At 69.1% G+C, this 21,498-nt stretch carries 18 protein-coding genes; 9 read left to right on the plus strand and 9 right to left on the minus strand.

Features of this window, described 5'->3' with window-relative positions; genetic code table 11:
* Positions 1 to 79: 79 nt before the first annotated feature.
* Positions 80 to 838 (minus strand): hypothetical protein, encoded by a 759-nt coding sequence (locus HUA74_RS36470; protein ID WP_174458271.1) that lies wholly within the window; start codon positions 836 to 838, stop codon positions 80 to 82.
* A 302-nt stretch (positions 839 to 1,140) separates the two neighbouring features.
* On the opposite strand from HUA74_RS36470, the gene HUA74_RS36475 reads away from it, so the two are divergent.
* From HUA74_RS36475 to HUA74_RS36485, 3 genes are all read left to right on the plus strand, one after another.
* A complete protein-coding gene (locus HUA74_RS36475; RefSeq protein ID WP_174458272.1) occupies positions 1,141 to 2,229 on the plus strand; it encodes a hypothetical protein in 1,089 nt (362 codons plus the stop codon).
* A gap of 84 nt (positions 2,230 to 2,313) precedes the next feature.
* The gene (locus HUA74_RS36480; RefSeq protein WP_174458273.1) at positions 2,314 to 4,020 is read left to right on the plus strand and encodes a glycoside hydrolase family 71/99-like protein; all 1,707 of its coding nucleotides are present in this window, start codon (positions 2,314 to 2,316) and stop codon (positions 4,018 to 4,020) included.
* Positions 4,021 to 4,128: 108 nt separating this feature from the next.
* A complete protein-coding gene (locus HUA74_RS36485; protein WP_174458274.1) occupies positions 4,129 to 4,881 on the plus strand; it encodes a dienelactone hydrolase family protein in 753 nt (250 codons plus the stop codon).
* A 31-nt stretch (positions 4,882 to 4,912) separates the two neighbouring features.
* Here HUA74_RS36485 and HUA74_RS36490 read toward each other — a convergent pair whose 3' ends face one another.
* Genes HUA74_RS36490 through HUA74_RS36515 form a run of 6 tightly spaced genes read right to left on the minus strand, consistent with a single transcriptional unit; the run spans position 4,913 to position 10,889 of the window.
* Positions 4,913 to 5,923: an MCE family protein gene (locus tag HUA74_RS36490; protein WP_174458275.1), complete on the minus strand. Its 1,011-nt coding sequence runs from the start codon at positions 5,921 to 5,923 to the stop codon at positions 4,913 to 4,915.
* Positions 5,916 to 6,674 (minus strand): ATP-binding cassette domain-containing protein, encoded by a 759-nt coding sequence (locus tag HUA74_RS36495; protein WP_371817362.1) that lies wholly within the window; start codon positions 6,672 to 6,674, stop codon positions 5,916 to 5,918. The genes HUA74_RS36490 and HUA74_RS36495 overlap by 8 nt, the downstream gene beginning before the upstream one ends.
* Positions 6,671 to 7,417, minus strand: a complete 747-nt coding sequence (locus HUA74_RS36500) for an ABC transporter permease (RefSeq protein ID WP_141646129.1) — start codon at positions 7,415 to 7,417, stop codon at positions 6,671 to 6,673. The genes HUA74_RS36495 and HUA74_RS36500 overlap by 4 nt, the downstream gene beginning before the upstream one ends.
* Complete coding sequence (locus HUA74_RS36505) at positions 7,414 to 8,220, minus strand: MlaE family ABC transporter permease (RefSeq protein WP_371817363.1); 807 nt, start codon at positions 8,218 to 8,220, stop codon at positions 7,414 to 7,416. Before HUA74_RS36505 ends, HUA74_RS36500 begins: the two co-directional genes overlap by 4 nt.
* Positions 8,217 to 8,915 carry an ABC transporter ATP-binding protein gene (locus tag HUA74_RS36510; RefSeq protein ID WP_174458276.1) on the minus strand — a complete coding sequence of 233 codons (699 nt, stop codon included), beginning with the start codon at positions 8,913 to 8,915 and terminating at the stop codon, positions 8,217 to 8,219. Before HUA74_RS36510 ends, HUA74_RS36505 begins: the two co-directional genes overlap by 4 nt.
* A 12-nt stretch (positions 8,916 to 8,927) precedes the next feature.
* Positions 8,928 to 10,889 (minus strand): putative metal-binding motif-containing protein, encoded by a 1,962-nt coding sequence (locus HUA74_RS36515; RefSeq protein ID WP_174458277.1) that lies wholly within the window; start codon positions 10,887 to 10,889, stop codon positions 8,928 to 8,930.
* A gap of 202 nt (positions 10,890 to 11,091) precedes the next feature.
* On the opposite strand from HUA74_RS36515, the gene HUA74_RS36520 reads away from it, so the two are divergent.
* The 4 genes from HUA74_RS36520 to HUA74_RS36535 all read left to right on the plus strand — a co-directional run bounded on the left by HUA74_RS36520 (position 11,092) and on the right by HUA74_RS36535 (position 17,522).
* Positions 11,092 to 12,549: a TolC family protein gene (locus HUA74_RS36520; protein WP_141646131.1), complete on the plus strand. Its 1,458-nt coding sequence runs from the start codon at positions 11,092 to 11,094 to the stop codon at positions 12,547 to 12,549.
* A gap of 5 nt (positions 12,550 to 12,554) precedes the next feature.
* Positions 12,555 to 13,766, plus strand: coding sequence for an efflux RND transporter periplasmic adaptor subunit (locus tag HUA74_RS36525; protein ID WP_174458278.1), 1,212 nt, complete (start codon positions 12,555 to 12,557; stop codon positions 13,764 to 13,766).
* Positions 13,763 to 16,897, plus strand: coding sequence for an efflux RND transporter permease subunit (locus HUA74_RS36530; protein WP_174458279.1), 3,135 nt, complete (start codon positions 13,763 to 13,765; stop codon positions 16,895 to 16,897). The genes HUA74_RS36525 and HUA74_RS36530 overlap by 4 nt, the downstream gene beginning before the upstream one ends.
* A gap of 166 nt (positions 16,898 to 17,063) precedes the next feature.
* Positions 17,064 to 17,522 (plus strand): DUF2267 domain-containing protein, encoded by a 459-nt coding sequence (locus tag HUA74_RS36535; protein WP_141646807.1) that lies wholly within the window; start codon positions 17,064 to 17,066, stop codon positions 17,520 to 17,522.
* Between the two features lie 61 nt (positions 17,523 to 17,583).
* Here the strand turns inward: HUA74_RS36535 and HUA74_RS36540 are convergent, their stop codons facing one another.
* Positions 17,584 to 18,135 carry a glutathione peroxidase gene (locus HUA74_RS36540; protein ID WP_174458280.1) on the minus strand — a complete coding sequence of 184 codons (552 nt, stop codon included), beginning with the start codon at positions 18,133 to 18,135 and terminating at the stop codon, positions 17,584 to 17,586.
* A 67-nt stretch (positions 18,136 to 18,202) separates the two neighbouring features.
* A complete protein-coding gene (locus tag HUA74_RS36545) occupies positions 18,203 to 19,282 on the minus strand; it encodes a hypothetical protein (RefSeq protein ID WP_174458281.1) in 1,080 nt (359 codons plus the stop codon).
* Positions 19,283 to 19,482: 200 nt separating this feature from the next.
* On the opposite strand from HUA74_RS36545, the gene HUA74_RS36550 reads away from it, so the two are divergent.
* Both HUA74_RS36550 and HUA74_RS36555 read left to right on the plus strand, forming a co-directional pair.
* Complete coding sequence (locus HUA74_RS36550) at positions 19,483 to 20,190, plus strand: response regulator (RefSeq protein WP_174458282.1); 708 nt, start codon at positions 19,483 to 19,485, stop codon at positions 20,188 to 20,190.
* 3 nt (positions 20,191 to 20,193) lie between these two features.
* A complete protein-coding gene (locus HUA74_RS36555; protein ID WP_174458283.1) occupies positions 20,194 to 21,474 on the plus strand; it encodes an ATP-binding protein in 1,281 nt (426 codons plus the stop codon).
* Positions 21,475 to 21,498 lie beyond the last annotated feature (24 nt).

Consider the following 21,498-nt stretch of genomic DNA (forward strand, 5'->3'; position numbering starts at 1 on the left):
CTCATGGTGCGAGTGCATGCCTACCTCAACGCGCGGAATGCACAGCGCTCTGCCTGTCCATCCCTGCGTCGAGCCGACCTCAGGCGTGCCTCCTGACGTCGTGCGGGAATCGAGATCGTTGGTTTAGGGCTTCCATGTCGGCCAATGCGTCGGCGGGGATGACCAGGAGGTCCGCTCCGGAGCGGAGCGCCGCGACGTCGAAGGCCTCCACGCGGCTGTCGGCGGGGTTCTCGGTGAGGGATTCGACGTGGAGCGTCTGCGTGATGCCCAGGGCGCGCGAAAGGGCCTGGAGGTGCGAGGTCTGCTCGGGCGCCGAGCCGGTGGTGAGGGCGATGAGCTCGGAGGGCAGGGCGCAGCGGGAGAGAAAGGTCGCCACCGAGCCGAGTCCCCGTCCATCTGGAGCGATGGCCACGGCCATGCGTGACGGGGCCCTGGGCGCGGTGGCGGGGGCCTTCCCGATGTTGAGCACGGGGACGTGCTCGCGCAGCGAGAGCGTGAGCATGGCGCTGACCCGGGCACGAGGGGACGTGTCGAGGTGGGGACCGAGGACGACGAGCTCGGCGCCGTGCTTCGTGGCGGCCTCGATGAGTGAGCGGGTATCGAGGTGGGTTTCGAGTGCGCCACTGACCTGGAGTGTGGGGCTCCAGGCGTGCAGGGCGTGTCGAAGCCGGTCCAGGACGGTGAGGCTCGCGGGAGGAGGGGCCTCCAACTCGCTGCGCTCGGGGACCAGGCCGTACAGATAGACGGCCTCGGGCGCGGCGCTCAGCCGTCGAACCGCGTGGAGCACCGCCTCGGACTCCGAGCCGGCATCGAAGACGACCACTAGACGACGGAACATGGCGCGCGCGGTTCCCAGGACAGCCTGTCGCCCGCCTTCACCGACTCACGGCTCCAGCGGTCGACCGAGGAACCATTATGCCGGGATTGAGCCGTGGTGGCGCCCTTCGATGGAGGGCGTCGAGGTTTTGGAGTGGGGGCCGGGGTTCGAACTCCCGATGCCGCGCTTTCCTGGGATTTGTCGTATGGAATTGCAGGCGGATTGGAATTGATTGCCTGAGGCAACGAGTCTGTGATTTGCGTGGGGATTTGTTGGTCTTCGGATTCATGGCCATTCCATCGCGTTGCAAGAGGCGTCCGTTGATGGCGCTCGTCGTGGCGAGTGTCATGCGTTGTGGAGACGGGGTGTTCGAGAAGGAGGTCCATGGGGAAGCGGGGACAGTCCCTCGCTCATTGGTGGACTTCGCGGTGGGCATCTCGGATTCGGATGCGGAGACGTTCACCCATCCGGCCTGGGGCGGGCTCAACGTGAAGCGGGCGCGAGTCGTCGTGCCCTATGACGTGGCGCAGCGACCTGTGAACGACGCCCGGAGACTGAAGTTCGAGGCGTGGTTGCAGGCGACGGCGGCGAAGGCCGTGGAGCCCTACGTGACGCTCGGACCGAGCGATCTGCGCAAGGCGGCGAATGGGAAGTTCCTGGCGCCCACGGACGTGGAGTTCCGCGCGGCCTTCGAGTCATTCCACGCGACGTACCCGGCCATCACCCTGGTGGGAGCCTGGAACGAGCCGAACTTCCCGAACTCCGTCCTGCAGAGCGGAGTCCCGTTGGATCAGCCCACGTGTGCCAGTGAGGACCTGGAGAACTGCGGGCCGCTGAGGGCGGCGTTCTACTACCGGCTCGTCGTGAGCATCTGTCCGGACTGCACGGTGGCGGCGGGGGAGTTCGACGCGACGCCGAACGACCCGTACTGGGATCGCTATCGCATCTTCCTGCGGAGCCACCGGCCCAACCTGTGGAGCATCCATCCGCACCATGATGCCAATCGCTATCAGGCGAGCGGTGCGCACTGCGTACCGGGAGACCAGGGCTGCACGACGCGGACGTTCGTGAACTGGCTCGGGGGGCTGGATGCGAGCTGGGACGTGGGGCACATCTGGCTGACAGAGGTGGGCGCATTCTACCGGAACGCGGATGGGCAGGTGTTCGGTGACGTGTCCCAACGAGACACCACGAAGTTCATCCTGCGACTGCCGAACCTGAGCGGGCGAATCACCCGCATCTACTATTACAACTCCGCGAACCAGTGCTCGACGGCGGCCAACTGCGCCATGCAGGACCGGGGCATCATCGCGCCAGAGCCCTGGGATGGAAGCCCCCTGGGGTATGACACCGCCGGCCGCATCCGACCGTCTTATGCCGTGCTGAGGGACAGGGACACCAACGGGCCCTGAACGCCAGCGTGACAAGGGGCTTGAAAGGCCACACAGCAAGGACAGTAGGGTGCCGCCTCCCCCGCGTCACCCCGGAGACTGTCCATGAAGCGATGTCAGTGGTTGGGTCTTGGCGTGGCCTTGGTCGCCCTGGTCCTGGCGGGCTGCAATGATACGCAGTCAGAAGAAGTCCAATCGTCAGGGATTGAGCAGTCCTCGGCCGTATTCGCCCTGGCGCCCGCGCGTGTGCCGAAGTCGGTGGGCAAGAAGGTCTACGCCCACTTGATGCCGTGGTTCGAGACCCAGGCCTCATCCGGCAATGGGTCCTGGGGCATCCACTGGACGATGGCGAACCAGAACCCCAACAACGTGGATGGCTCCGGCCGGCGGCAGATTGCCGCGCACTACTACCCGCTGATTGGCCCCTATGCCTCCGGGGACAAGGACGTCATCGAGTACCAGTTGCTGCTGATGAAGTACGCCGGTGTGGACGGCGTCCTCATCGACTGGCCCGGCACGGTGAATGCCTGGGACTATCCGAAGAACAAGCAGAACTCCGAGGCCCTCATCGCCCGCACCGCGGCGGTGGGCCTGGACTTCGCCATTGTCTACGAGGACCACAACATCCAGCTCGCGGCGAACGCGGGCATCATCACCGACAAGCTCGCTGCGGGGCGGGCGGACATGGGCTACCTGAGGGACCACTACTTCCCCCAGGGCAACTACATCCGGGTGAACAACGCACCGCTGCTGCTCGACTTCGGTCCGCAGACATTCCAGACGCCGTCGGACTGGACGAACCTCTTCGCCTCGCTGTCACCCAAGCCGGCGTTCCTCACGCTCTGGTACGAGTCCCAGGAGGCGGGCGCCAACGCGAGCGGCGAGTACGCGTGGATCTACTCGGACTTCATGGCGGGGCTGAATCACTTCTACGCCAACCGTCCCCTGGGCCTGAAGATGGGCGTGGCCTACCCGGGCTTCCACACGTTCTACAGCTCGGGCGGCTGGGATGGCCCCACCTGGAGCATTCCCCACAACGGGCTGGGCTCGTTCCAACAGACGCTGGACGCGGCCCTCGGGAGCAGTGTCGGCCATATCCAACTCGCGACGTGGAACGACTATGGCGAAGGCACCATGCTCGAACCAACGCGTGAATTCGGCTACGGCTTCCTCACCACACTCCAGCAGCGGCTGGGCGTGCCCTATTCACAGCGCGAGCTGGAGCTCATCAACACCCTCTACCAGCAGCGCAAGCAGCACGCCGGCAACGCGGCGAGGCAGGCTGAACTGGACCAGGCCTTCCAGCACCTCGTCGCGCTCCAGGTCGCCCAGGCGGAGGCCATCCTCAATGGTGGCTCCACGCCCACGACGGTTCCGCTCACCAACCCCAGCTTCGAGTCAGGCATGACGGGCTGGTCCACGTGGTCTCCCAATGGCACGGAGTGGGCGGCCTTCAGCGAGACGTACAACGGGGCTCAGTCCGGGGCCTATCACCTGACCCACTGGGGCACGGCGGCGTACGAGGCGTGGACGTACCAGGTCATCACCGGCCTTCCATCCGGCAGCTACAAGGTGAGCGCGTGGGTGCGAAAGGGCGGCGACTTCGGGCTCGCGCGCCTCCAGGCGAAGACGTGTGTCTCGTGCGAGCCGGTCTTCACCTCGCTCGGGACGTATGGCTCCTGGACGCGGGTGGAGACGCCGAGCATCTCCGTGACCGGAGGCACGCTGGAGCTGGGCTTCCACACCCAGGCCCCGGCGATGAACGGCGCCAACTTCATCCACATGGATTCCATCGAGCTGCGCAGGCAGTAGAGCGTGTACCTTGGCTTATCGGCATAGGCAGCAAGTCAAGAAATTGCTGGATGTGGTGCAACTCGGTGGCTAAAGTATCGACTCCCCCAAGGTTGAAGAGGAGTTGCCATGTCGATATCGCAGCGCATCTTGTTGGGCTGTGTCCTGTTCTTCGCGCAGGGCGCGTTGGCCGCGCAGGGGCAGATCCTCGCGCGACCCCAGGCGACGGTGCCGGGCATCAGCTACGGCTACTGGGAGTATCTGCCGCAGGGCTATGACGACAATGCAGGGGCGAGCTATCCGCTGGTGATCTTCCTGGGGGGCCAGGGGCAGGAGGGGGATGGAACGGCCTCGGTGGCGGGCTTGGAGAAGCTGATGGCGGTCACGGCGCCGCCTCGGCTCATCCGGAACGGCCGGCACTTCCCGTTCATCCTCATCTCGCCGCAGCGGTTCAATGCCTGGTGGGGCGACAATGAGATTGACGCCATCCTCGAGTTCGCGAAGACGCGCTATCGCGTGGACCCGAACCGCATCTATCTGACGGGGCTCTCGGCGGGGGCCATCGTCACCTGGTCCTACGCGGTGGCCTTCCCGCAGAAGCTCGCGGCGATTGTGCCTATCGCGGGGAACGGCAACGGGATTCCCATTTGCAACATGTGGAATGTCCCGGTGTGGGCCTTCCATGGCACGGCGGATGGGACGGTGTCTCAGTGGGGGTCCATCGACCCGGTGAACAAGCTGAACAACGTCTGCAATCCGGTGGCGAGCCCGCCCGCACAGCTCACGCTGTATCAGGGCGTGGGGCACGACTCGTGGTCCCAGACCTACAACGGTTCAGCGGGTCATGACATCTACACGTGGATGTTGAGTCACTCTCTCTGAGCGGTTGTCGGAGGCTCGTGGTTGGCGTCCGCTAGTCCTTCCACAGCATCTTCCACGGATGCTTGCGCAGGTCCGTCACCAGGGTGCGCAGCTCGTTGTAGAGCGTCGGGTCCTTGAGGACGGCGCCAGCGGTGCCTTCTCCAGCCTCTATCCTCGCCAGCACGCGGTCCGCCCGGGCCGCGATGCTGTCCAATTGCCCCACGGCGGCCGTGAGCTTCTCCAAGGCCAGTTTCACGCGCTTCCCATCCTCCGGGCCCAGCTCGCCCGTGACGGCCGCCAGTCCATCCAGCGTCGTCCCCGCGGACTTCGTCAGTCCCGGTAGTTCGCTGCGCAGCACCGCCGCCGAGGCCGCCGCGTCGTCCAGCAGCCGTGCCGCCTTGCCCCCCGGCTGGAGTGACTCCCTCGCGAGCTGAGCCAGCTGCCTCAAGTCCTTCGACGCCGCCGCCAGCTCCGAGGCCAGCACCTTCACGTCGCCCTTGTTCTCCGTGAGCAGCTCATCCAGCGTCTTGGAAAGCCGCGAGATGTTGGTCACCAACCCCGTCACCGCCTCCGGGTCCTTCTCCAGCATCCCAGACATCGTCTCCACGAACTTCGAGAGATGCTCCGCCAGCAAATCCAGACGCGGTGCATCCGTTCCCCGCAAGGCCTCGCCCTCGGGCCTGCCTCCCGGCTGGGTTCCTGGATTCAATTCCAGATAGGGCTCGCCCAGCAGGCCCACCGAGGCCACCGTCACCCGCGCATCCGAGCGCAGCGCCGCCAGCGACTCCGGTGTCACCGCCAGCTCCATGCGCACGGGCAAGGGCTGTCCGCTCGAATCCCTGCGCTCCGGCTGCAGTCGAATCGCCTGCACCCGGCCCACCTGGACGCCGCCCAGCTTCACCGGCGCGCCCTCCACCACGTTGCCCGTGTGCCCGAAGTCCACCGGGAGCACCGTGGACGACCCGAGGCTGAGCTCACCCATCAACCACAGCAACACCAGCACGCCCACCACCGCCGCCAGCACCAGGGCGCCCACCTTCAATTCCAACCGTCGCTCATCCATCCGTCGCACCCTCCATGAACGGCGCCGTCAACACCCGCAGCTCGGGCGCGGAGGACTCCAGGAAGCCCTCCGGCGGCCCCAGGTACGCACACCGACCTCCCGCCACCACCAACACCTGGTCCGCCAGCCCCTTGAGCTGTCGATAGTCGTGTGTCACCACCAGCCCTCCCAGTCCCCGCGTCTTCAGCGACGCGATGACCTCTTCCACCTGCGTGGCCGCTCGCCGGTCCAACCCGGTGGTCGGCTCGTCCAGCAAGAGATAGCGCGGCTTCAACACCAGCGCCCTCGCGATGGCGGCGCGCTTCTTCGCCCCAGGCCCCAGCTCCGGCGGCAACCGGTCCGCCCACTCCAAGAGCCCCACCTGCGCCAGCGCCGACTCCACCGCGTCCTCCGGGGCCTTCGGGTCCGCCAGCCGCACGTTCTCACGGAGGGTCCGCCAGTCGAGCAGGGCAGGGCCTTGCACCAGATAGGGCGCGCGGCGCCGCAGCCGGACCAGCTCCCGCTCCGGCTGCGTGTCCACCCGCTCGCCCCACAGCTCCACGCTGCCGGAGTCCGGTTGCAACAAGCCCACCGCCATCCGACACAACACGCTCTTGCCCGAGCCGCTCGCCCCCGCGATGAACGTCAGCTCGCGCGTCGACACCTCCGCCGTCACGCCGTCCAGCACGCGCCGACCTCCCTCGAACGCGACGCACACGTCCGTGAAGCGCAGCGTGTCCTCGGTGCGGGTGGGGGAGTCGTTCGCGCTCACAGGCGTAGCAGTTGGAATGCGAGGGAGACACCAAAGTCAATCAACAGACACCCCAGGCTCGCGGCCACCACGCCCTGCGTCGTGGCTTCTCCCACCGCCTCCGCGCCACCCCGGGCTCGCAGCCCCGCCACCGCCGCCGCCAGGGGAATGTACAGCCCACACGCCACGGCCTTCATGCCCGCCGCCAGCAAATCCCAGCCATCCACATACCTGGGGTCCATGAAGGCCCGACCGTCCACGCCGAAGACGAGGCTTGCCACCAGCGCCGCCGACAGCGTCGCGGCCACCGTCCCCAAGGTGCTCAACAGCGGAACGCCCAGGAGCCCCGCCACCACGCGCGGCGCCACCAGGTCCGCATATGGGTCCCCCGCGGACATCTCCAGCGCCTCCACCTGCTCGTTCACGCTCATGGTGGACAGCTCCGCCGCATGGCCCGCCCCCGCGCGCGACGCCGTCAGCAGCGCGGACACCACCGGCCCCAGCTCTCGAATCAGCAGCTCGAAGTACGCCGGTCCGAGCACCGCCACGTTGCCCACGAACCGCCGCGCCTGGCTGTTGGCGATGGTCACCAGCACCGCGCCGAAGAAGGCCATGCCCGACATCACCAGCCACACGCTGCGCCCCCCCAACTCGTGGAGCTGCACCGCGCACTCGCGCCAGGACACGCCCTCGCGAGCCCCAGCCCGCACCGTGCGCGCGAAGAGCACCACCGGGGCTCCGAAGAACGACAGCACCCGGTTCATGCCATCCACCCCGCGAGGACCAGCGTGAGCACGAAGTCGATGACGAAGATGGCGGCGCACCCTTGCACCACCGCGCTCGCCGCCGCGCGTCCCACCGCCTGGGCGCCCCCGCGCGCCGACAGCCCCACCGTGGTGGACACCAGCGAGATGGCCAGTCCGAAGGCGCCCGTCTTCACCACGCCTCCCAGGATGTCGAGCGGACTGAGCATCTGCGCGAACGTCCCGAAGAAGATTCGCAGTGGCAGGCCCAGCGTGAAGAGCGCCGCCACGGACTCGAAGAGGATGGCGACCAGGAACGTGAAGGTGCTCATCGCGAGCATGCTCAATTCCATCGCCACCACGCGCGGCGCCACGAGGATGGCGAAGGGGTCCAGGCCGATTCCGCGCAGGCCCTCTATCTGCCCACTCACCTGCATGGTGGCCAGCTCCGCCGCGTTCCTCGCGCCAATCCGCGCGGACATGATGAGGCCCAGCAGCAGCGGACCGAACTCCCACAGCACTCCATAGCCCGCGGCCCACCCGAGGAACGCCCGCGCGCCGAAGCGCTGGATGTAGAGCCCCGACTGCAACACGACGATGACGCCCGCGAGCGCCGCCGTGGCCAGCGCGAGGGGCAGGGAGTCGTACCCGAACTGCACCAGCGCTCGTGCCAGCTCGCGCCGCTCCAGTCGCGGGAGTCCGAGCACCGTGCGCGCCGCCACCAGCGCCAGCGCTCCGATGCCTCGCACTGCCCCCAGGCCCAGGCTCCCCGCGCCGCGCACCGTCTTCAGCCCGGGGCTCTCGACGCGCGGCGGTGGGCTCACGGGAGCACCTCGTCCTGTTCGCGCTCCAGCTCCGGCGCGGGAGGCCCGTCGTACACCAACCGCCCACCTCGGAGATACAGCCAGCGGGGCAGGGGAAGGTCCAGCGGCGCCTCGGGTGCGGCGACAATCAACGTGCCGCCCCGGGAGACCTCCAACAGCACGCGTGCCACCTGCCGGGCCGTCCCCGGGTCCAGGCCCGCGAAGGGGTCGTCCGCGAGCAGCACGGAGGGCCGCGCCGCCAGCGCCCGCCCGATGCCCGCGCGCTTCTTCATTCCACCGGACAGTCGCTCCGGTAGCGTGTCGGCCGCGTCCTGCAAGCCCACCGCGCGAAGCACCTCGTCCGCGCGCGCCTCGGCCTCGCGCTCCGGCACATGTCGCCGGACGAGCGGAAGCAACACGTTCTGCCGCACCGTCATCGAGTCGAACAGCGCGTCCGTCTGGAACACCATGCCGAAGGATGCCTGCCGCTCACGTCGCGCGGCGGAGGACAGCCGCGCCACGTCCTGCCCATCCCACAGCACCTGCCCGCGAAACGCGGGGACCAGGCCCGCCAGCGACTTCAGCAGCGTCGTCTTCCCCGCGCCAGAGCGCCCCAGCAGCAGCGCCTGGGTCCCCGGTGGCAGCGCACAGCGCACGTCCGAGAGGACCGTCCGCGCGCCGTGCCTCACTGTCAGGGCTTCAGCGCGCAGGTCCATGGGCTCGCTCTCTCACGGCGTCCAGCGCAGCAGGGTGCCGCGGTGCCCCGTGGCCCACACGTCCCCGGGCCCCGAGCCACCCAGCGCATTCAGCGTCGCCGGCGACTGCGTGGCGGTGCTCCAGGTCGACCCGTTGAAGAAGTGGACGTCGTTCACCTCCGAGGACACCGCGTAGAGGGCGGTGCGGCCGAAGGCCACCAGGGCCCGGAGATCAGGCGTGACCCCGCCCGTCACCGTCAGTGACGGCAGTCGCGTCCAGGTGTCTCGCGAGCGCTCCAACAGCAGCGCGCCGTCGCCCACCACATACGCCAGCCGAGGCGTCAGGACCCGGACATCGTTCAGGAAGCCGGTGGCATCCGAAACGCCCAGCTCTTCCTTCGTCCACGTCGTCCCGCTCGTCGGCGCACGAAAGGCCACGGGGCGGGGCTGTCCCTCCACCGTCTCCGCGCCCACCGCGAGCAGCGTCCGCTCATCCAGGCCATGAATGGCCCTCAGGTTGGAGGCCACCTCCGTGAGGACCGTGGGCTGCTCCTGCGTCGCGCCTCCGTCGTCGTAGCGCCAGCGCAGGACGCGGCCCTGGCTGGTGACGGCATACAGGGTGACGATGTTGTCCGTGGGGCTCTCGAAGCCGACCAGGCCGTTGATGGCGCCGGCATGGCCACTGGAGAAGCTTTCGCACGGCTCGGCCTCTTCACCGGGCCTCAGCGTCGCGAACCGACCCGCGCGGGAGCCCAGGAAGACGCGGCCATTGCTCGCGGCCCACGCCGACTTCCACTCGCCCTCACAGTTCGTCACGGGCGTGACGGCGTCGTCTTCCACGTGAAGCACACGGCTCGCCACGCCCGCCAGCCATCCGTGCCTCCTCGAATACACGGCCACCGCATCGAACCGCGCGCTCGCGTCACCCAGCTCCTCCCGCGCATCCCACGCCGTCGAGGCACAGCCCGTCACCCCGTCATCTGTCTGGCCATTGCAGTCGTTGTCCAGGCGGTCGCACTGCTCGGTGAGGCCCTGTCGCGCCAGGGCGGAGCCCTCGTCACAGTCGGTGTCCTCCCGCGTCGCGCCCGGCTCGGGCGGCATACAGCCGGGCCCCACCGACTGTCCGGCCTCTCCATCTCCGTCGTCGTCCGCGAAGTACGCCACCGGTTGCTCGCTGCTGGCGCACGCGGAGGCGGAGGGCCCCGCGCAGGCCAGCACCCCGGAGCAGCCCAGCGGCGTCGTGCACGCCATGCCCACGGAGAACCCATCGCTGTCCGCCACGCCGTCGCAGTTGTCGTCCCTGCCGTCGCAACGAAACTCCGCCTGCCCGGGGTGGATGTCGCCGGCCGTGTCGTCACAGTCCCCACCGCGCGTCGTGAAGCCCGTGGGTGTGATGCAGGCAAGGACCCGCGGGCCCCCGTCATCGCCATAGCCATCCGCGTCCGCGTCCGGCCAGAACGGAGTCTCGCGCGGGGCGTCGTTCTCTCCTGCAACACAGTTGTTGTCGACACCGTCACACAGTTCGGTGGCCCCGGGGTGGATGGCCGGGTCTGTGTCGTCGCAGTCCGTGCCAGGGTAGGGCGGCTTCGCGGCGAAGGCTCCATCGCCGTCCAGGTCCTCCGCGCGCAGGTCCAGGCCCAGGTCGGTGACATCCCGGGTCGGAAACCGGGCCTCCGCGGACTGGCTCGCGATGACGGGCCCGGCACACGAGCCCTCGTGCGCCACGGCGGTCACTCGCAGGTCACGACTCCATCCCGGATGATCCTGGATGACGCCGAGGCGCGTGTCGCTGAGTCGCTCCTCGTCCACTGGCACCGCGCCCGATGCGGTGTGCGACGCGTCGTGCACGTCCACCACCGTGAGCGTCAGGCACTTTGGCCGGAAGGTCGCATACGTGATGAAGACCCTCAGCGCGGGCGCGCTGGCGGGGGTCTCCGTCTTGCAACCCGACAACGCAAGTGTCAGCAGCAGTACACCCACCTGGAATAAACGCATCGCCCGTGCATTCCCCGCCGCGTCGCGGCGCCCGCTGTCGTGACGTACCGCCGTAGAACCCAAGGACATCCGGAACTCCCCCATAGACCGCCGCGCTGGCCATCGTCCAGAAGCCCCCGTCGCAGGGTGCATCCTTTCGCTCGTCGGGCCCCAGCGCGCGCCACCCCGTCACCCATCTGGCCCGAGCCCCGCCTCCTCGCTCATGTCCCCTGTTCGAACCGCCCTCTTCGCGCCCCTCTGTGCCTGGCTGGCCTTGTCTCCAGCCGAGTCCCAGGCGGCCCAGAGCGATGCACCCGTGGCACCCACTCCCTCGCGCGGCGCTGCGGATTCCGCACCCGAGGCTGCGAATTCCGCACGGCCCGCTGCGGAATCCGCACCCGTCGCGCCAGGCACGGCGGCGCCCGCGAGTCCTCCCGCGGACAGCGCGCCGCTGACGCTGGAGCGAGCGGTGTCGATGGCGGCCGAGCGCAACGAGTCCGCGCTCGCGGCCCAGCAGCGCGCCACCGCCGCCGACGCTCGCCTGTCGCGCGCCCGTGCGTTCTTCTTCCCGGAGCTGACGGCGACGGGCACCTATACGCGCCGCTCCAACCAGTCGACGCGCGAGGTGGGCGGGCAGCAGGTCGTCCTCCAGCGCTACAACGCCTTCGGCGCCAACATCGTCGCCCGCGTCACGGTCTTCGACGCGCGCGGCTTCCCGCTGTACCGGGCCGCGCGCCTGGACGGCGAGGCGGCGGGGCTGGAGGCCGTGGAGGCCCGACGTCAGATTTCGTTCGAGGCCGCCAACGCCTTCCTCATCACCCTCCAGGAGCAGCAGGTCTTCCAGGCCGCCGAGCAGCGCATCGCCTTCGCGAAGCAGTCGCACGCGGACGCGTCGGCCCGGGCGAAGGGGGGGCTCGCGAGCACCAACGACGTGACGCGCGCCGAGGTGGAGGTGGCCACCGCGGAGGTGGAGCTCATCAGCGCTCGCAACCTGGCGCAGACGAGCCGCCTGGAGCTCGGCTATCTGCTGGTGGAGTCGGTGGAGGGCGCGCTCGTCATGCCGCAGACCCTGCTCGACGACGCGGCCCGGCCGCTCGCGACCCACGACTCCATCATCCCTGGCGCGGTGGAGCGCCGCCCGGACATCCTCGCCTCGCGTCTGCGGGTGGAGTCGCTGGAGGCGAATGCGCTGGAGCCGCTGGCGCGACTGCTGCCCTCGCTGGGCGTGGCCGCGACGTACCGGCTCACCAATGAAGGCGGCCTGACGGGCCGCACCGGTGATGGCTTCCTGTCGGCCGACCTCGTCTGGAACCTCTTCGATGGCGGTGAGCGCTACGCGGAGCGCCGTGAGCGGGTGGCCCTGGCGCGCGCGGCGGAGCTGGAGCAGCAGGCGGGCACGCGGCGCGTGGACGTGGACATCCAGCGGGCCCGCGTGGCCCTGGAGAACGCGCGGGCGGCGCTCACCCAGAGCGAGCTGGCGACCCGCGCGGCGCGGCAGAACGCGGAGGAGCAGGGCATTCTCTACCGCCAGGGATTGTCCACGGCGTTGACATTGGCGGATGCCTCCCTCCGGTTGTTCGAGGCGGAGGTGGCCCTGGCGCGCAGCCGGTATGCGCTGGGCGTGGCCCTGCTGGGCCTGAGGGCGGCAGTCGGACTTGATCCCCTGGGGAAGGAACCGTGAAGGCGATGCGACGCGCAGGAACGCTGACGCTGGCCGTGGCCATGCTGGCCATGGGTGCATGCAAGAAGGACGCGGAGGCGTCGAAGGGCGCGGAAGCGGCCCCGGCCGGGAAGGCGGGCGGTCGTCCCGGCGGCGGAGGTCCGGGGGGCCGTGGGCCCATCCAGTTCCCCGTCGAGGTCGCTCCCGTGGAGGCCCGCGACGTCGAGTACGTCGTCAACGCGGTGGGCTCCGTGGAGGCCTTCGAGCGGGTGCAGATCACCGCGCGGGTGCCCGGCGCCGTGGAGCGCGTCCTCTTCATGGAGGGGCAGACGGTGAAGAAGGGCGATGTGCTCGCGGAGATCGAGCCCGCGCGCTACGCCATCGCCGTGCGCGCGGCCGAGGCCTCGTTCGCCAAGGCGCGTGCCTCGCTGGCGGAGGCCCAGTCCGGCGCTGCCCGTCGCACCGCCGTCAATGAGGCCAGCCCGGGCCTGTTGCCCGCCGAGCAGTTGGACACCTTCCAGGCGCGAGCGCGCACGGCGGAGGCGGACGTCGCCTCGGCGCGGGCGGCGTTGGACCAGGCCCAGCTCAACCAGCGCGACGCATACGTGCGCGCGCCCATGGACGGCGTGCTCCAGACTCGCACCGTGCAGACGGGCCAGTACGTGCAGCCCGGCATCGTGATGGCGACGCTCCTGCGCAAGGACCCGCTGCTCTTGCGCTTCACGGTGCCGGAGGCGGACGTGTCGCGGCTGAAGCCGGGCCTGCCCGCGCGGTTCTCGGTGCGCTCGGAGGGCGGCTCGTACATGGCGAAGATCACCCACGTGGCGGAGGCCGCCGACGAGGCCAGCCGCATGGTGCCGGTGACGGCCGAGGTGTCCGCCGAGGACGCGCACCGGTTGCGGCCGGGCGTGTTCGCCTCCGTCGCGGTGCCGGTGGAGACGCGCGGTGGCAGCCCGGTGGTGCCGCAGACGGCGGTGCGCGCCAGCGAGCGCGGCTTCATGGCGTTCGTGGTGGAGGGTGACAAGGCCCGCGAGCGCATCCTGGAATTGGGCATGCGCACGGCGGACGGCCGGGTGGAGGTCCGTGAGGGCCTCAAGGCGGGGGAGCGACTGGTGGTGCGCGGCGGCGAGGCCCTGCGCGACGGCGTGGTGGTTCGCGTGGCCGAGGAGAAGAAGCCCGCGCTGACGGCCGAGCCTCGCATCGAAGACGCCGGCGGCGGCGAGGGAGCTGGGCGATGAGCCTGACGGAAGCCTGCATCAAGAAGCCGGTCCTCGCCTGGATGATCATGGCGGCGACCATCGTCTTCGGCGTGGTGGCGTCGCAGCGCATCGGCATCAGCCAGTTCCCGGACGTCGACTTCCCCACCATCAACATCAGCGTGACGTGGGAGGGCGCCAACCCGGAAGCGGTGGAGAGCGACGTCATCGAGGCCATCGAGGAGGCGGTGACGCAGGTGGAAGGCGTCACCAGCATCACCTCCAACGCCCGGCAGGGCGGCGCCAACATCACGGTGGAGCTGGACCTGTCGCGCAACGTCGATACGGCGCTCGCGGACGTGCAGACGAAGGTGAGCCAGGCGCAGCGCCAGCTCCCCGAGGACATCGACCCGCCCATCGTCACCAAGACGAACCCGGAGGACCAGCCCATCATCCAGGTGGGTGTGTCCGGGCCCTTCTCGCAGCAGGTGGTGAGTGACTTCGCGCGCTACCGCGTGAAGGAGAAGCTCCAGACGGTGCCGGGCGTGGGTGAAGTCCAGATTGGCGGCTCGCTGGAGCGCAACGTCCGCATCTGGGTGGACTCCGGCAAGCTGGACTCGCTCGGCCTTACGGTGATGGACATCACCGCCGCGCTCCAGCGGGAGCACGTGGAGCTGCCGGCGGGTCGCATCGAGACGTCGGGCCGCGAAGTCAACGTGCGCGTGCTGGGCGAGGCGCTGGACCTGGAGACGCTGCGCAACATCGTCATCCGGGAGCAGGGCGGCCAGCCGGTGTACCTGCACGACGTGGCGTTGGTGGAGGACGGCTTCGAGGACATCCGGCGCATGGCGCGGGTGAATGGCATCCCCGCGCAGGGCCTGGGCATCAAGAAGCAGCGCGGGGCCAACGCGGTGTCGGTGGCGCAGGGCGTGCGCGCGGAACTGGCGCGCATCCAGAAGGAGGCCCCGGAGGGGATGGACGTGGCGGTGCGCTTCGACTCGACGCAGTTCATCGAGGAGAGCGTCCACGAAATCGAGTTCGAGCTGCTGCTGGCCTGCATCCTCACCGCGTTCGTGTGCTGGGTGTTCCTGGGCTCGCTGTCGAGCACGATGAACGTGGTGCTGGCCATTCCCATGTCGCTGTTGGGGACGGTGGCCGTCATCTACTTCCTGGGCTTCACGCTCAACACCTTCACGCTGCTGGGTCTGGCATTGGCGGTAGGCATCGTCGTGGACGACGCCATCATGGTGCTGGAGAACATCTTCCGGCACGCGGAGGAAGGGAAGGACCGGGTGCGCGCCGCGCGCGAGGGCACCGCGGAGATCACCTTCGCCGCGCTGGCGGCGACGATGGCCGTCATCGCCATCTTCCTGCCCGTCGTGTTCATGAAGGGCATCATCGGCCGGTTCTTCCTCCAGTTCGGCGTCACGCTCTGCGTGGCGGTGCTGCTGTCGTACGTGGAGGCCATCACCCTGGCGCCGGCGCGCTGCGCGCAGCTCTTGAAGACGTCCCGCGAGGGGCGCAGCAAGATGGGCGTGTGGGTGGACAAGGGCTTCAGCAAGCTGGAGCACGCGTATGGGCGGGTGCTGGGCTGGGGGCTGAAGCGGCCCTGGCGGGTGCTGGGCGGGGCGGTGGTGATTCTGGCCGCCAGCGTGTTCGCGTTCCGCGCGCTGCCGGGCGAGTTCGTCCCGTCGCAGGACCAGAGCCGGTTGATGGTCCGCCTGCAGACGGCGGTGGGCAGCAGCCTGGAGGAGTCGAATAAAATCTTCCAGCGGGCGGAGGCCTTCGCCTCGTCGCGCCCGGAGGTGCTCAGCGTCTTCGCGGTGGTGGGCGGAGGCGGTGGCAACACCAGCGCGAACGGAGGCTTCATGATGCTGACGCTGAAGCCACCCGACGAGCGCATGCCGCAGGCGGAGTTCCAGCAGATCCTCCGCAAGGAACTCAACAGCTACCCGGGTCTGCGCGCGGTGGTGCAGGACCTGTCGCAGGCGGGCTTCACCGCGCAGCGCGGGTTCCCGGTGGAGTTCAGCGTGCGCGGCTCGGACTGGGACCAGCTGGTCAAGGCGAGCCAGGAGATGCGCGAGAAGGTCCAGGCGAGCGGCAAGGTGGTGGACGTGGACACCGACTACCAGTTGGGCATGCCGGAGCTGCGCATCACCCCGGACCGGGCGCGCGCGGCGGACCTGGGCGTGCCGATTCAAGCGGTGGCGACGACCATCAACGCGCTGGTCGGCGGCGTTCGCGTGGGCAAGTACAGCACCGGAGGTCGGCGCATCGACGTGCGCATGCGCCTGTTGGCCGGGCAGCGCTCCAGGCCGGAAGACCTGGCGATGCTCAAGGTGCGCACGGCGAGTGGTGCGCTCGTCCCCCTGTCGTCGCTGGTGACGCAGGAGGAGCGGCCGGCGCTGCAGGCCATCACCCGCAGGGACCGAGAGCGCGCCATCAGCATCTTCGCCAACGTGGCGCCGGGCTCCAGTCAGGAAGAGGCGCTGGCCACGGTGGAGCGGCTCGCGAAGGACCTGCCTGGAGGCGTGCGCGTGGTGCCGGGCGGCGCGAGCGTGGCGTTCCGCGACTCGATGAGCAGCCTGTTCTTCGCGCTCTTCCTGGGGATTGGCGTCGCGTACATGGTGCTGGGAGCGCAGTTCAACTCGTTCCTGCACCCCGTCACGGTGCTCACGATTCTCCCACTGTCGGTGGCCGGCGCGTCCTTCGCGCTGCTGGGCACGGGCAGCACGCTGAACATCTTCAGCATGATTGGCTTGTTGCTGCTGATGGGCATCGTGAAGAAGAACTCCATCATCCTGGTGGACTACGCGCTCCAGCAGCGGGAGCTGGGGTTGGACGCGGTGGAGTCGATGCTGCGCGCCGGCCCCGTGCGTCTGCGGCCGATTCTCATGACGTCCACGGCGACGATGATGGCGGCGGTGCCGGCGGCGCTGGCGCTGGGAGCGGGCAGCGAGACGCGCGCGCCCATGTCCATCGCCGTGCTGGGTGGCCTCTCCGTCTCCACGGTGCTCAGCCTCGTCGTGGTGCCGGCCTTCTACGTGGTCGCCGACCGCATGAAGACGCGGCTGGCCACGTGGCGGGGCAAGCGTCCGGATGACGAGGTCGGCGGTCCCACGGCACAGGCGCGGCCCGGGGGCGAGGAGCCTCGCCCGGCGGCGCACGGCTGAGGTCAGGGGCTCGCGGTTTCACGCCGCGAGCCTCTTTCACCCAGGCGCTGGCGAGGGGGCAGGCGCCGTCACGGCGTCTGGCTGAAGCACGCGCGCACCGTGGACATCGTCAAGGGTACGTCGGTGGATGGGCAGGCGAGTCCACGGCGAGCAAGGAGATGACCCCATGGCGCACGAGACCGAGCTTCCTCCCTCCATCACCCCGGTGAAGGAGCGCGACGAGTCGCTGGACCTCCAGGCGTTCCTCGACGAAATCGGCAACAGCCGCGAGGTCAGCGTCAACAAGGTGGACGCGCGAGACGCGGCGCACGCGGTGCTCTGCACGCTGGCGCGCCGCCTGTCCGACGGCGAGGACGTGAAGCTGATGCGCGCGCTGGGCCCCGACATCGGCGACATCGTCGGGGAGTGCACCATCCTCCGGGGCCCGTCGCATGCGCGACGCATGCACCGCGACGAGTTCATCTCCGACGTGGCGGACCACCTGAAGATTCCGGTGGACCAGGCGGACCGGGTGATGAAGGTGGTGTTCACCGCGGTGAGAGACCGCATCCCGGAGGACGAGGTGTCCGCGGTGGCCTCCCAGCTCCCGGCGGACCTCGCGGACAGCTTCCGCCGGCCGGTGTAGCCAGCGGAGTCGCCGGTACCGGGCTTCCCGTCTCCAGGAAGCCCGGCGCGGCTCACGGTCTTCAGGCCGGCCTGGCGAGCGCCGCGTCGATGGCCTGGACCAGGCGCGGGTCCTCCGCCGTCACGTCCGGGGCGAAGCGCGCGGCGACGCGACCATCGCGGCCAATGAGGAACTTCTCGAAGTTCCACTGCACTTCCGGAATCGGATTCGCGTCGATGCCGTAGCCCTTGAGCTTCTGGCGCATCGGCCCTTCGCCCGTCGCGTCGGGGACCGCGCTCGTCAGCTCGCGGTACAGCGGGTGCTTGTTCTCGCCCACGACGGAGATCTTCGAGAACAGGGGGAACTTCACGGCGTAGGTCAGGTCGCAGAAGTCCTTGATCTCCGCCTCGGTGCCCGGCTCCTGGCCCAGGAAGTTGTTCGCGGGAAAGCCGAGCACCTCCAGCCCCTGGGCGTGCTTGTTCTCGTAGAGCTTCTCCAGGCCCTCGTACTGCGGGGTGAGGCCGCACTTGGAGGCGACGTTCACCACCAACAGCACCTTGCCCTTGAACTGGCCCAGCGTCAGGGCGGCGCCGTCGATGGACTTCAGCGGGATGTCGTAGAGGTTCTGGCTCATATGGGCGCAGAGCCTCTTACTTTGGCCCCGCGCCCGTCAATCGCCGCCGTGAGATGTGTCGCCCCGCCTATACGCGGGTGACGCTGAGTCGCGCGAAGTAGTGCCAGGTGGAGCTGACGCCCTGCGCGGTCGTCGACTTGTGCCTCTGGACGATTCGCTCCGCGGATTCTCCACTCTGGTGCTCCAGGATGAGCCGGGCCTCCACGGTGGTGGAGAACCAGGCGCGCACCATGCTGGGAATCGCGTTGGCCGTGCAGATGCTGCCGACGACGAGCACCCGGGGGTCGTCATTCGGGATGGTCTCCGAGTCGCCCCCAGCGAGGCGCAGCCGGCAGTACCCACCGTTCGCGGTGGGTGACTTGTTCGTCACCATTCCGTCCTCCTCCTGTCCGGTGAGGTAGACGACGCTCGAGTAGCCGGAGATGTCGTACGTCCCCGGGGGAACCGTGATGACCCCGGTCCCCAGGTCCAGCCGGATGGAGCGCTCGGGCGAACACGACTCCACGCGGGTGAACACCCGGGTGTTCATTCCGGGCTCCAGCGTCTTCGTGTCTGGCGAGTCCTCGGCGAAGACGGCGAACACGCGCGAGTAGTTCACCGGGGAGGAGGTCCACTGGTAGGTCTCCTCGGTCTTGCCTCCCTCTCCGTCCAGGGTGAGCACCTGGATGTTGTCGTCGCTCCGGCCGCCGGTGAGCCACCGGTCCTTCGCGCCGCCCACCTTCAAGTAGACCGCCCGGCCTCGTTTGACCTCGCCGCTGCCCACCGCCGTGCGACTCTGCATCACCGTCCACTGGTAGCTCGACTCCTTGTCGCCGCCCTCACCGTCGAGCGAGGAGACCTCTCTCTGGCCCTCGCTGCGTCCTCCCGTCAGCCAGCGGGGCTTGTCGCCGCCCACCTTGAGATAGACGATGTCGCCGTAGCGCAGGGGGCCGCTGCCCACGGTGTCGCGGGTCTTCATCAGGGTCCACCGGTAGCTGGACTCCAGGTCGCCGCCCTCGCCATCGCGGGTGTACACCCGCTTGTTGCCGTCGCTCCGGCCGCCGGTGAGCCACCGGTCCTTCGCGCCGCCCACTTGAAGATAAAGGGTCTCTCCATAGATGAGTGTGTCGGTGGTGGGGATGAGCTCCGGAGCGGGGAGGGGCTTCATGGGACCGATTCGTGGGGACTCAAGGCTGGCTTTCTCAGACACGGCATCCTCCTGTGGGTGCGCTGAACGATGACATACGCCATGAGGCAGCCCGCCCACTGATACGAAGCGATACAATGAGAGACGAAGCGGCTCGCTCGCCAACGGATGCAACGGAAGGGGTATGCTTCAGGGGACGCATTCCTGGCACGGGCACTCTCATGGAACTGAAAAGTCAGACGTCGACCCCGCGTGTCTTCATCGTGGATGACGATACGCAGCTCACGGCGATGGTCGCCGACTACCTGCGGATGCATGGCTTCACCGCGGAGTGTGAGGTCAGCGGTGACCGGGCGGTGCCACGGATTCTCGCCGCGCGGCCCGACCTGGTGGTGCTCGATGTGATGCTCCCAGGCAAGGATGGCTTCACCGTCTGCCGGGAGCTTCGGGGGGCCTATCCAGGCCCCATCCTCATGCTGACAGGGAGGGGCGCCGAGGTGGACGAAGTCGTGGGGCTGGAGAGCGGCGCCGACGACTACCTGCCGAAGCCAGTCAGCCCCCGCGTGCTCCTGGCGCGGCTGCGGGCGCTCTTGCGCCGCACGAGCACGGCGCCCGCGACGGAGCCTGGCCCCGTTCGCGTCGGCGAACTCACGGTCGACCCGGCTCGCAGAACGGCCCATCTGCGGGGGGCGGCGCTCGACCTGACCTCGGGCGAACTGGACGTGCTGTTCCTGCTGATGACGCATGCGGGGCAGGTCGTGAGCCGGCAGCTCATGTACCAGCGGCTTCGGGGCGTGGAGCAGGATGACATCGACCGCTCCGTGGATCTCCGCGTCTCGCGTCTGCGTCACAAGCTGCGCGAAGCCTCCGGCGAGGCGGACGTCATCAAGACGGTCCGTGGGGTCGGCTACCTCTTCACCGTGAGCTGACCCGTGGACCGACTCTTCCTTCGCGTCTATCTCCACATCTTCGCGGGCGTGCTCATCGCCGGACTCGCCGCCAGGGCGTTCGTGATTCCGAGGATCAACGCGCAGCTCGCGCGGAACCTCGAAGTCTCCCTGGCGGTGCCCGTCGGGCTGATGGCCGAGCTGTTCGAGGCGCGCTACCGCGAGCACGGCGACTTCGGAGGTCCCGCCGAGGAGGCCTCCAAGCGCTTCGGCGTGCCAGTCGCGCTCATCCCCCAGGCACGGACCCCGCTCGACGCCGAGGGAGCCGAGCGGCTCGCGCGCGGGCAGGTCATCCGGGAGGGGCCGGTGTTCGCGTCGATGCTCTATGCGCGCATCGAAGGGACGAACCACGTCCTCCAGGTGGGGCCGCTGCCGCTCATGTTCCCGCTGGGCGGTGCGCGAGGCGGCGCGCTCCTCCTGTTGTTCGTGGGCGGGCTCTCCCTGGGCATCTTCGCGCTCCTTCGCCCCGTGCGCCGTCAGCTCCTGGACCTGCGGCGAACCGCCGAGGCGCTCGGCAGGGGAGAGCTCGGCGCGCGAGCCCAGGTCGGCTCACGGGACGTCATCGGCGCCCTCTCGGCGGCGGTGAACCACATGGGCGCGGAGCTCCAGCGCTCCATCACCTTGCGAGACGAGCTCCTCCACAACACCTCCCACGAGCTTCGGGCCCCGAGCCAGCGGCTGCACTTCAGCCTCGCGCTCGCGAGAGAAGCGTCAGAGCCCGACGCGCGGGAACAGGCCTTCGACCGGGTGGAGCGCAGCCTGTCGGAGCTCGATGCGCTCATCGACGAGCTGCTGACCTATGCGCGCCTGAAGGCGCACGGCGCGCGCAAGGAGGCCCGGGTGGATGTGCGTCCTGTCCTCGCCGCGCTCTGCGAGACCCTGACCCTGCTGCCACACAAGGCGGTGCTGGCCGCCCCGGGGCCGGACGAGGAGCCGCTCGTCGTTCGTGTCGAGGCCCGGCTCATCGAGCGCGCGACGTCGAACCTGATTCTCAATGCCCTGCGCCATGCGAACTCCCGGGTCCAGGTCAGCCTGAGCCGGGAAGGGCGCGCGATTCACATCCATGTCGACGACGACGGGCCTGGGATTCCGCTCGCGGAGCGGGAGCGGATCTTCGAGCCGTTCCATCGACTCGACGACGAGCGCCACGGCTTCGGGCTCGGGCTCGCCATCGTGCACCGCATCGCGGAGGTGCATGGAGGGAGCGTCCGTGCCCTGGGCTCGGCGCTGGGGGGCGCACGCTTCACGCTGTCGTTTCCAGCGTGAAGCGCGGCCCGAACCCGGGGCGGA

This window comes from Myxococcus sp. CA051A (assembly GCF_013336705.1).
In the GTDB taxonomy this organism is placed as follows: Bacteria; Myxococcota; Myxococcia; order Myxococcales; family Myxococcaceae; genus Myxococcus; species Myxococcus llanfairpwllgwyngyllgogerychwyrndrobwllllantysiliogogogochensis.

What these genes read in the sequence shown, in the direction of transcription:
- HUA74_RS36470 (WP_174458271.1), bottom strand. Translation starts at nt 838, where the DNA reads ATGTTCCGTCGTCTAGTGGTCGTCTTCGATGCCGGCTCGGAGTCCGAG.
- HUA74_RS36475 (WP_174458272.1), top strand. Translation starts at nt 1,141, where the DNA reads ATGGCGCTCGTCGTGGCGAGTGTCATGCGTTGTGGAGACGGGGTGTTC.
- HUA74_RS36480 (WP_174458273.1), top strand. Translation starts at nt 2,314, where the DNA reads ATGAAGCGATGTCAGTGGTTGGGTCTTGGCGTGGCCTTGGTCGCCCTG.
- HUA74_RS36485 (WP_174458274.1), top strand. Translation starts at nt 4,129, where the DNA reads ATGTCGATATCGCAGCGCATCTTGTTGGGCTGTGTCCTGTTCTTCGCG.
- HUA74_RS36490 (WP_174458275.1), bottom strand. Translation starts at nt 5,923, where the DNA reads ATGGATGAGCGACGGTTGGAATTGAAGGTGGGCGCCCTGGTGCTGGCG.
- HUA74_RS36500 (WP_141646129.1), bottom strand. Translation starts at nt 7,417, where the DNA reads ATGAACCGGGTGCTGTCGTTCTTCGGAGCCCCGGTGGTGCTCTTCGCG.
- HUA74_RS36510 (WP_174458276.1), bottom strand. Translation starts at nt 8,915, where the DNA reads ATGGACCTGCGCGCTGAAGCCCTGACAGTGAGGCACGGCGCGCGGACG.
- HUA74_RS36515 (WP_174458277.1), bottom strand. Translation starts at nt 10,889, where the DNA reads ATGCGTTTATTCCAGGTGGGTGTACTGCTGCTGACACTTGCGTTGTCG.
- HUA74_RS36520 (WP_141646131.1), top strand. Translation starts at nt 11,092, where the DNA reads ATGTCCCCTGTTCGAACCGCCCTCTTCGCGCCCCTCTGTGCCTGGCTG.
- HUA74_RS36525 (WP_174458278.1), top strand. Translation starts at nt 12,555, where the DNA reads ATGCGACGCGCAGGAACGCTGACGCTGGCCGTGGCCATGCTGGCCATG.
- HUA74_RS36530 (WP_174458279.1), top strand. Translation starts at nt 13,763, where the DNA reads ATGAGCCTGACGGAAGCCTGCATCAAGAAGCCGGTCCTCGCCTGGATG.
- HUA74_RS36535 (WP_141646807.1), top strand. Translation starts at nt 17,064, where the DNA reads ATGGCGCACGAGACCGAGCTTCCTCCCTCCATCACCCCGGTGAAGGAG.
- HUA74_RS36540 (WP_174458280.1), bottom strand. Translation starts at nt 18,135, where the DNA reads ATGAGCCAGAACCTCTACGACATCCCGCTGAAGTCCATCGACGGCGCC.
- HUA74_RS36545 (WP_174458281.1), bottom strand. Translation starts at nt 19,282, where the DNA reads ATGAAGCCCCTCCCCGCTCCGGAGCTCATCCCCACCACCGACACACTC.
- HUA74_RS36550 (WP_174458282.1), top strand. Translation starts at nt 19,483, where the DNA reads ATGGAACTGAAAAGTCAGACGTCGACCCCGCGTGTCTTCATCGTGGAT.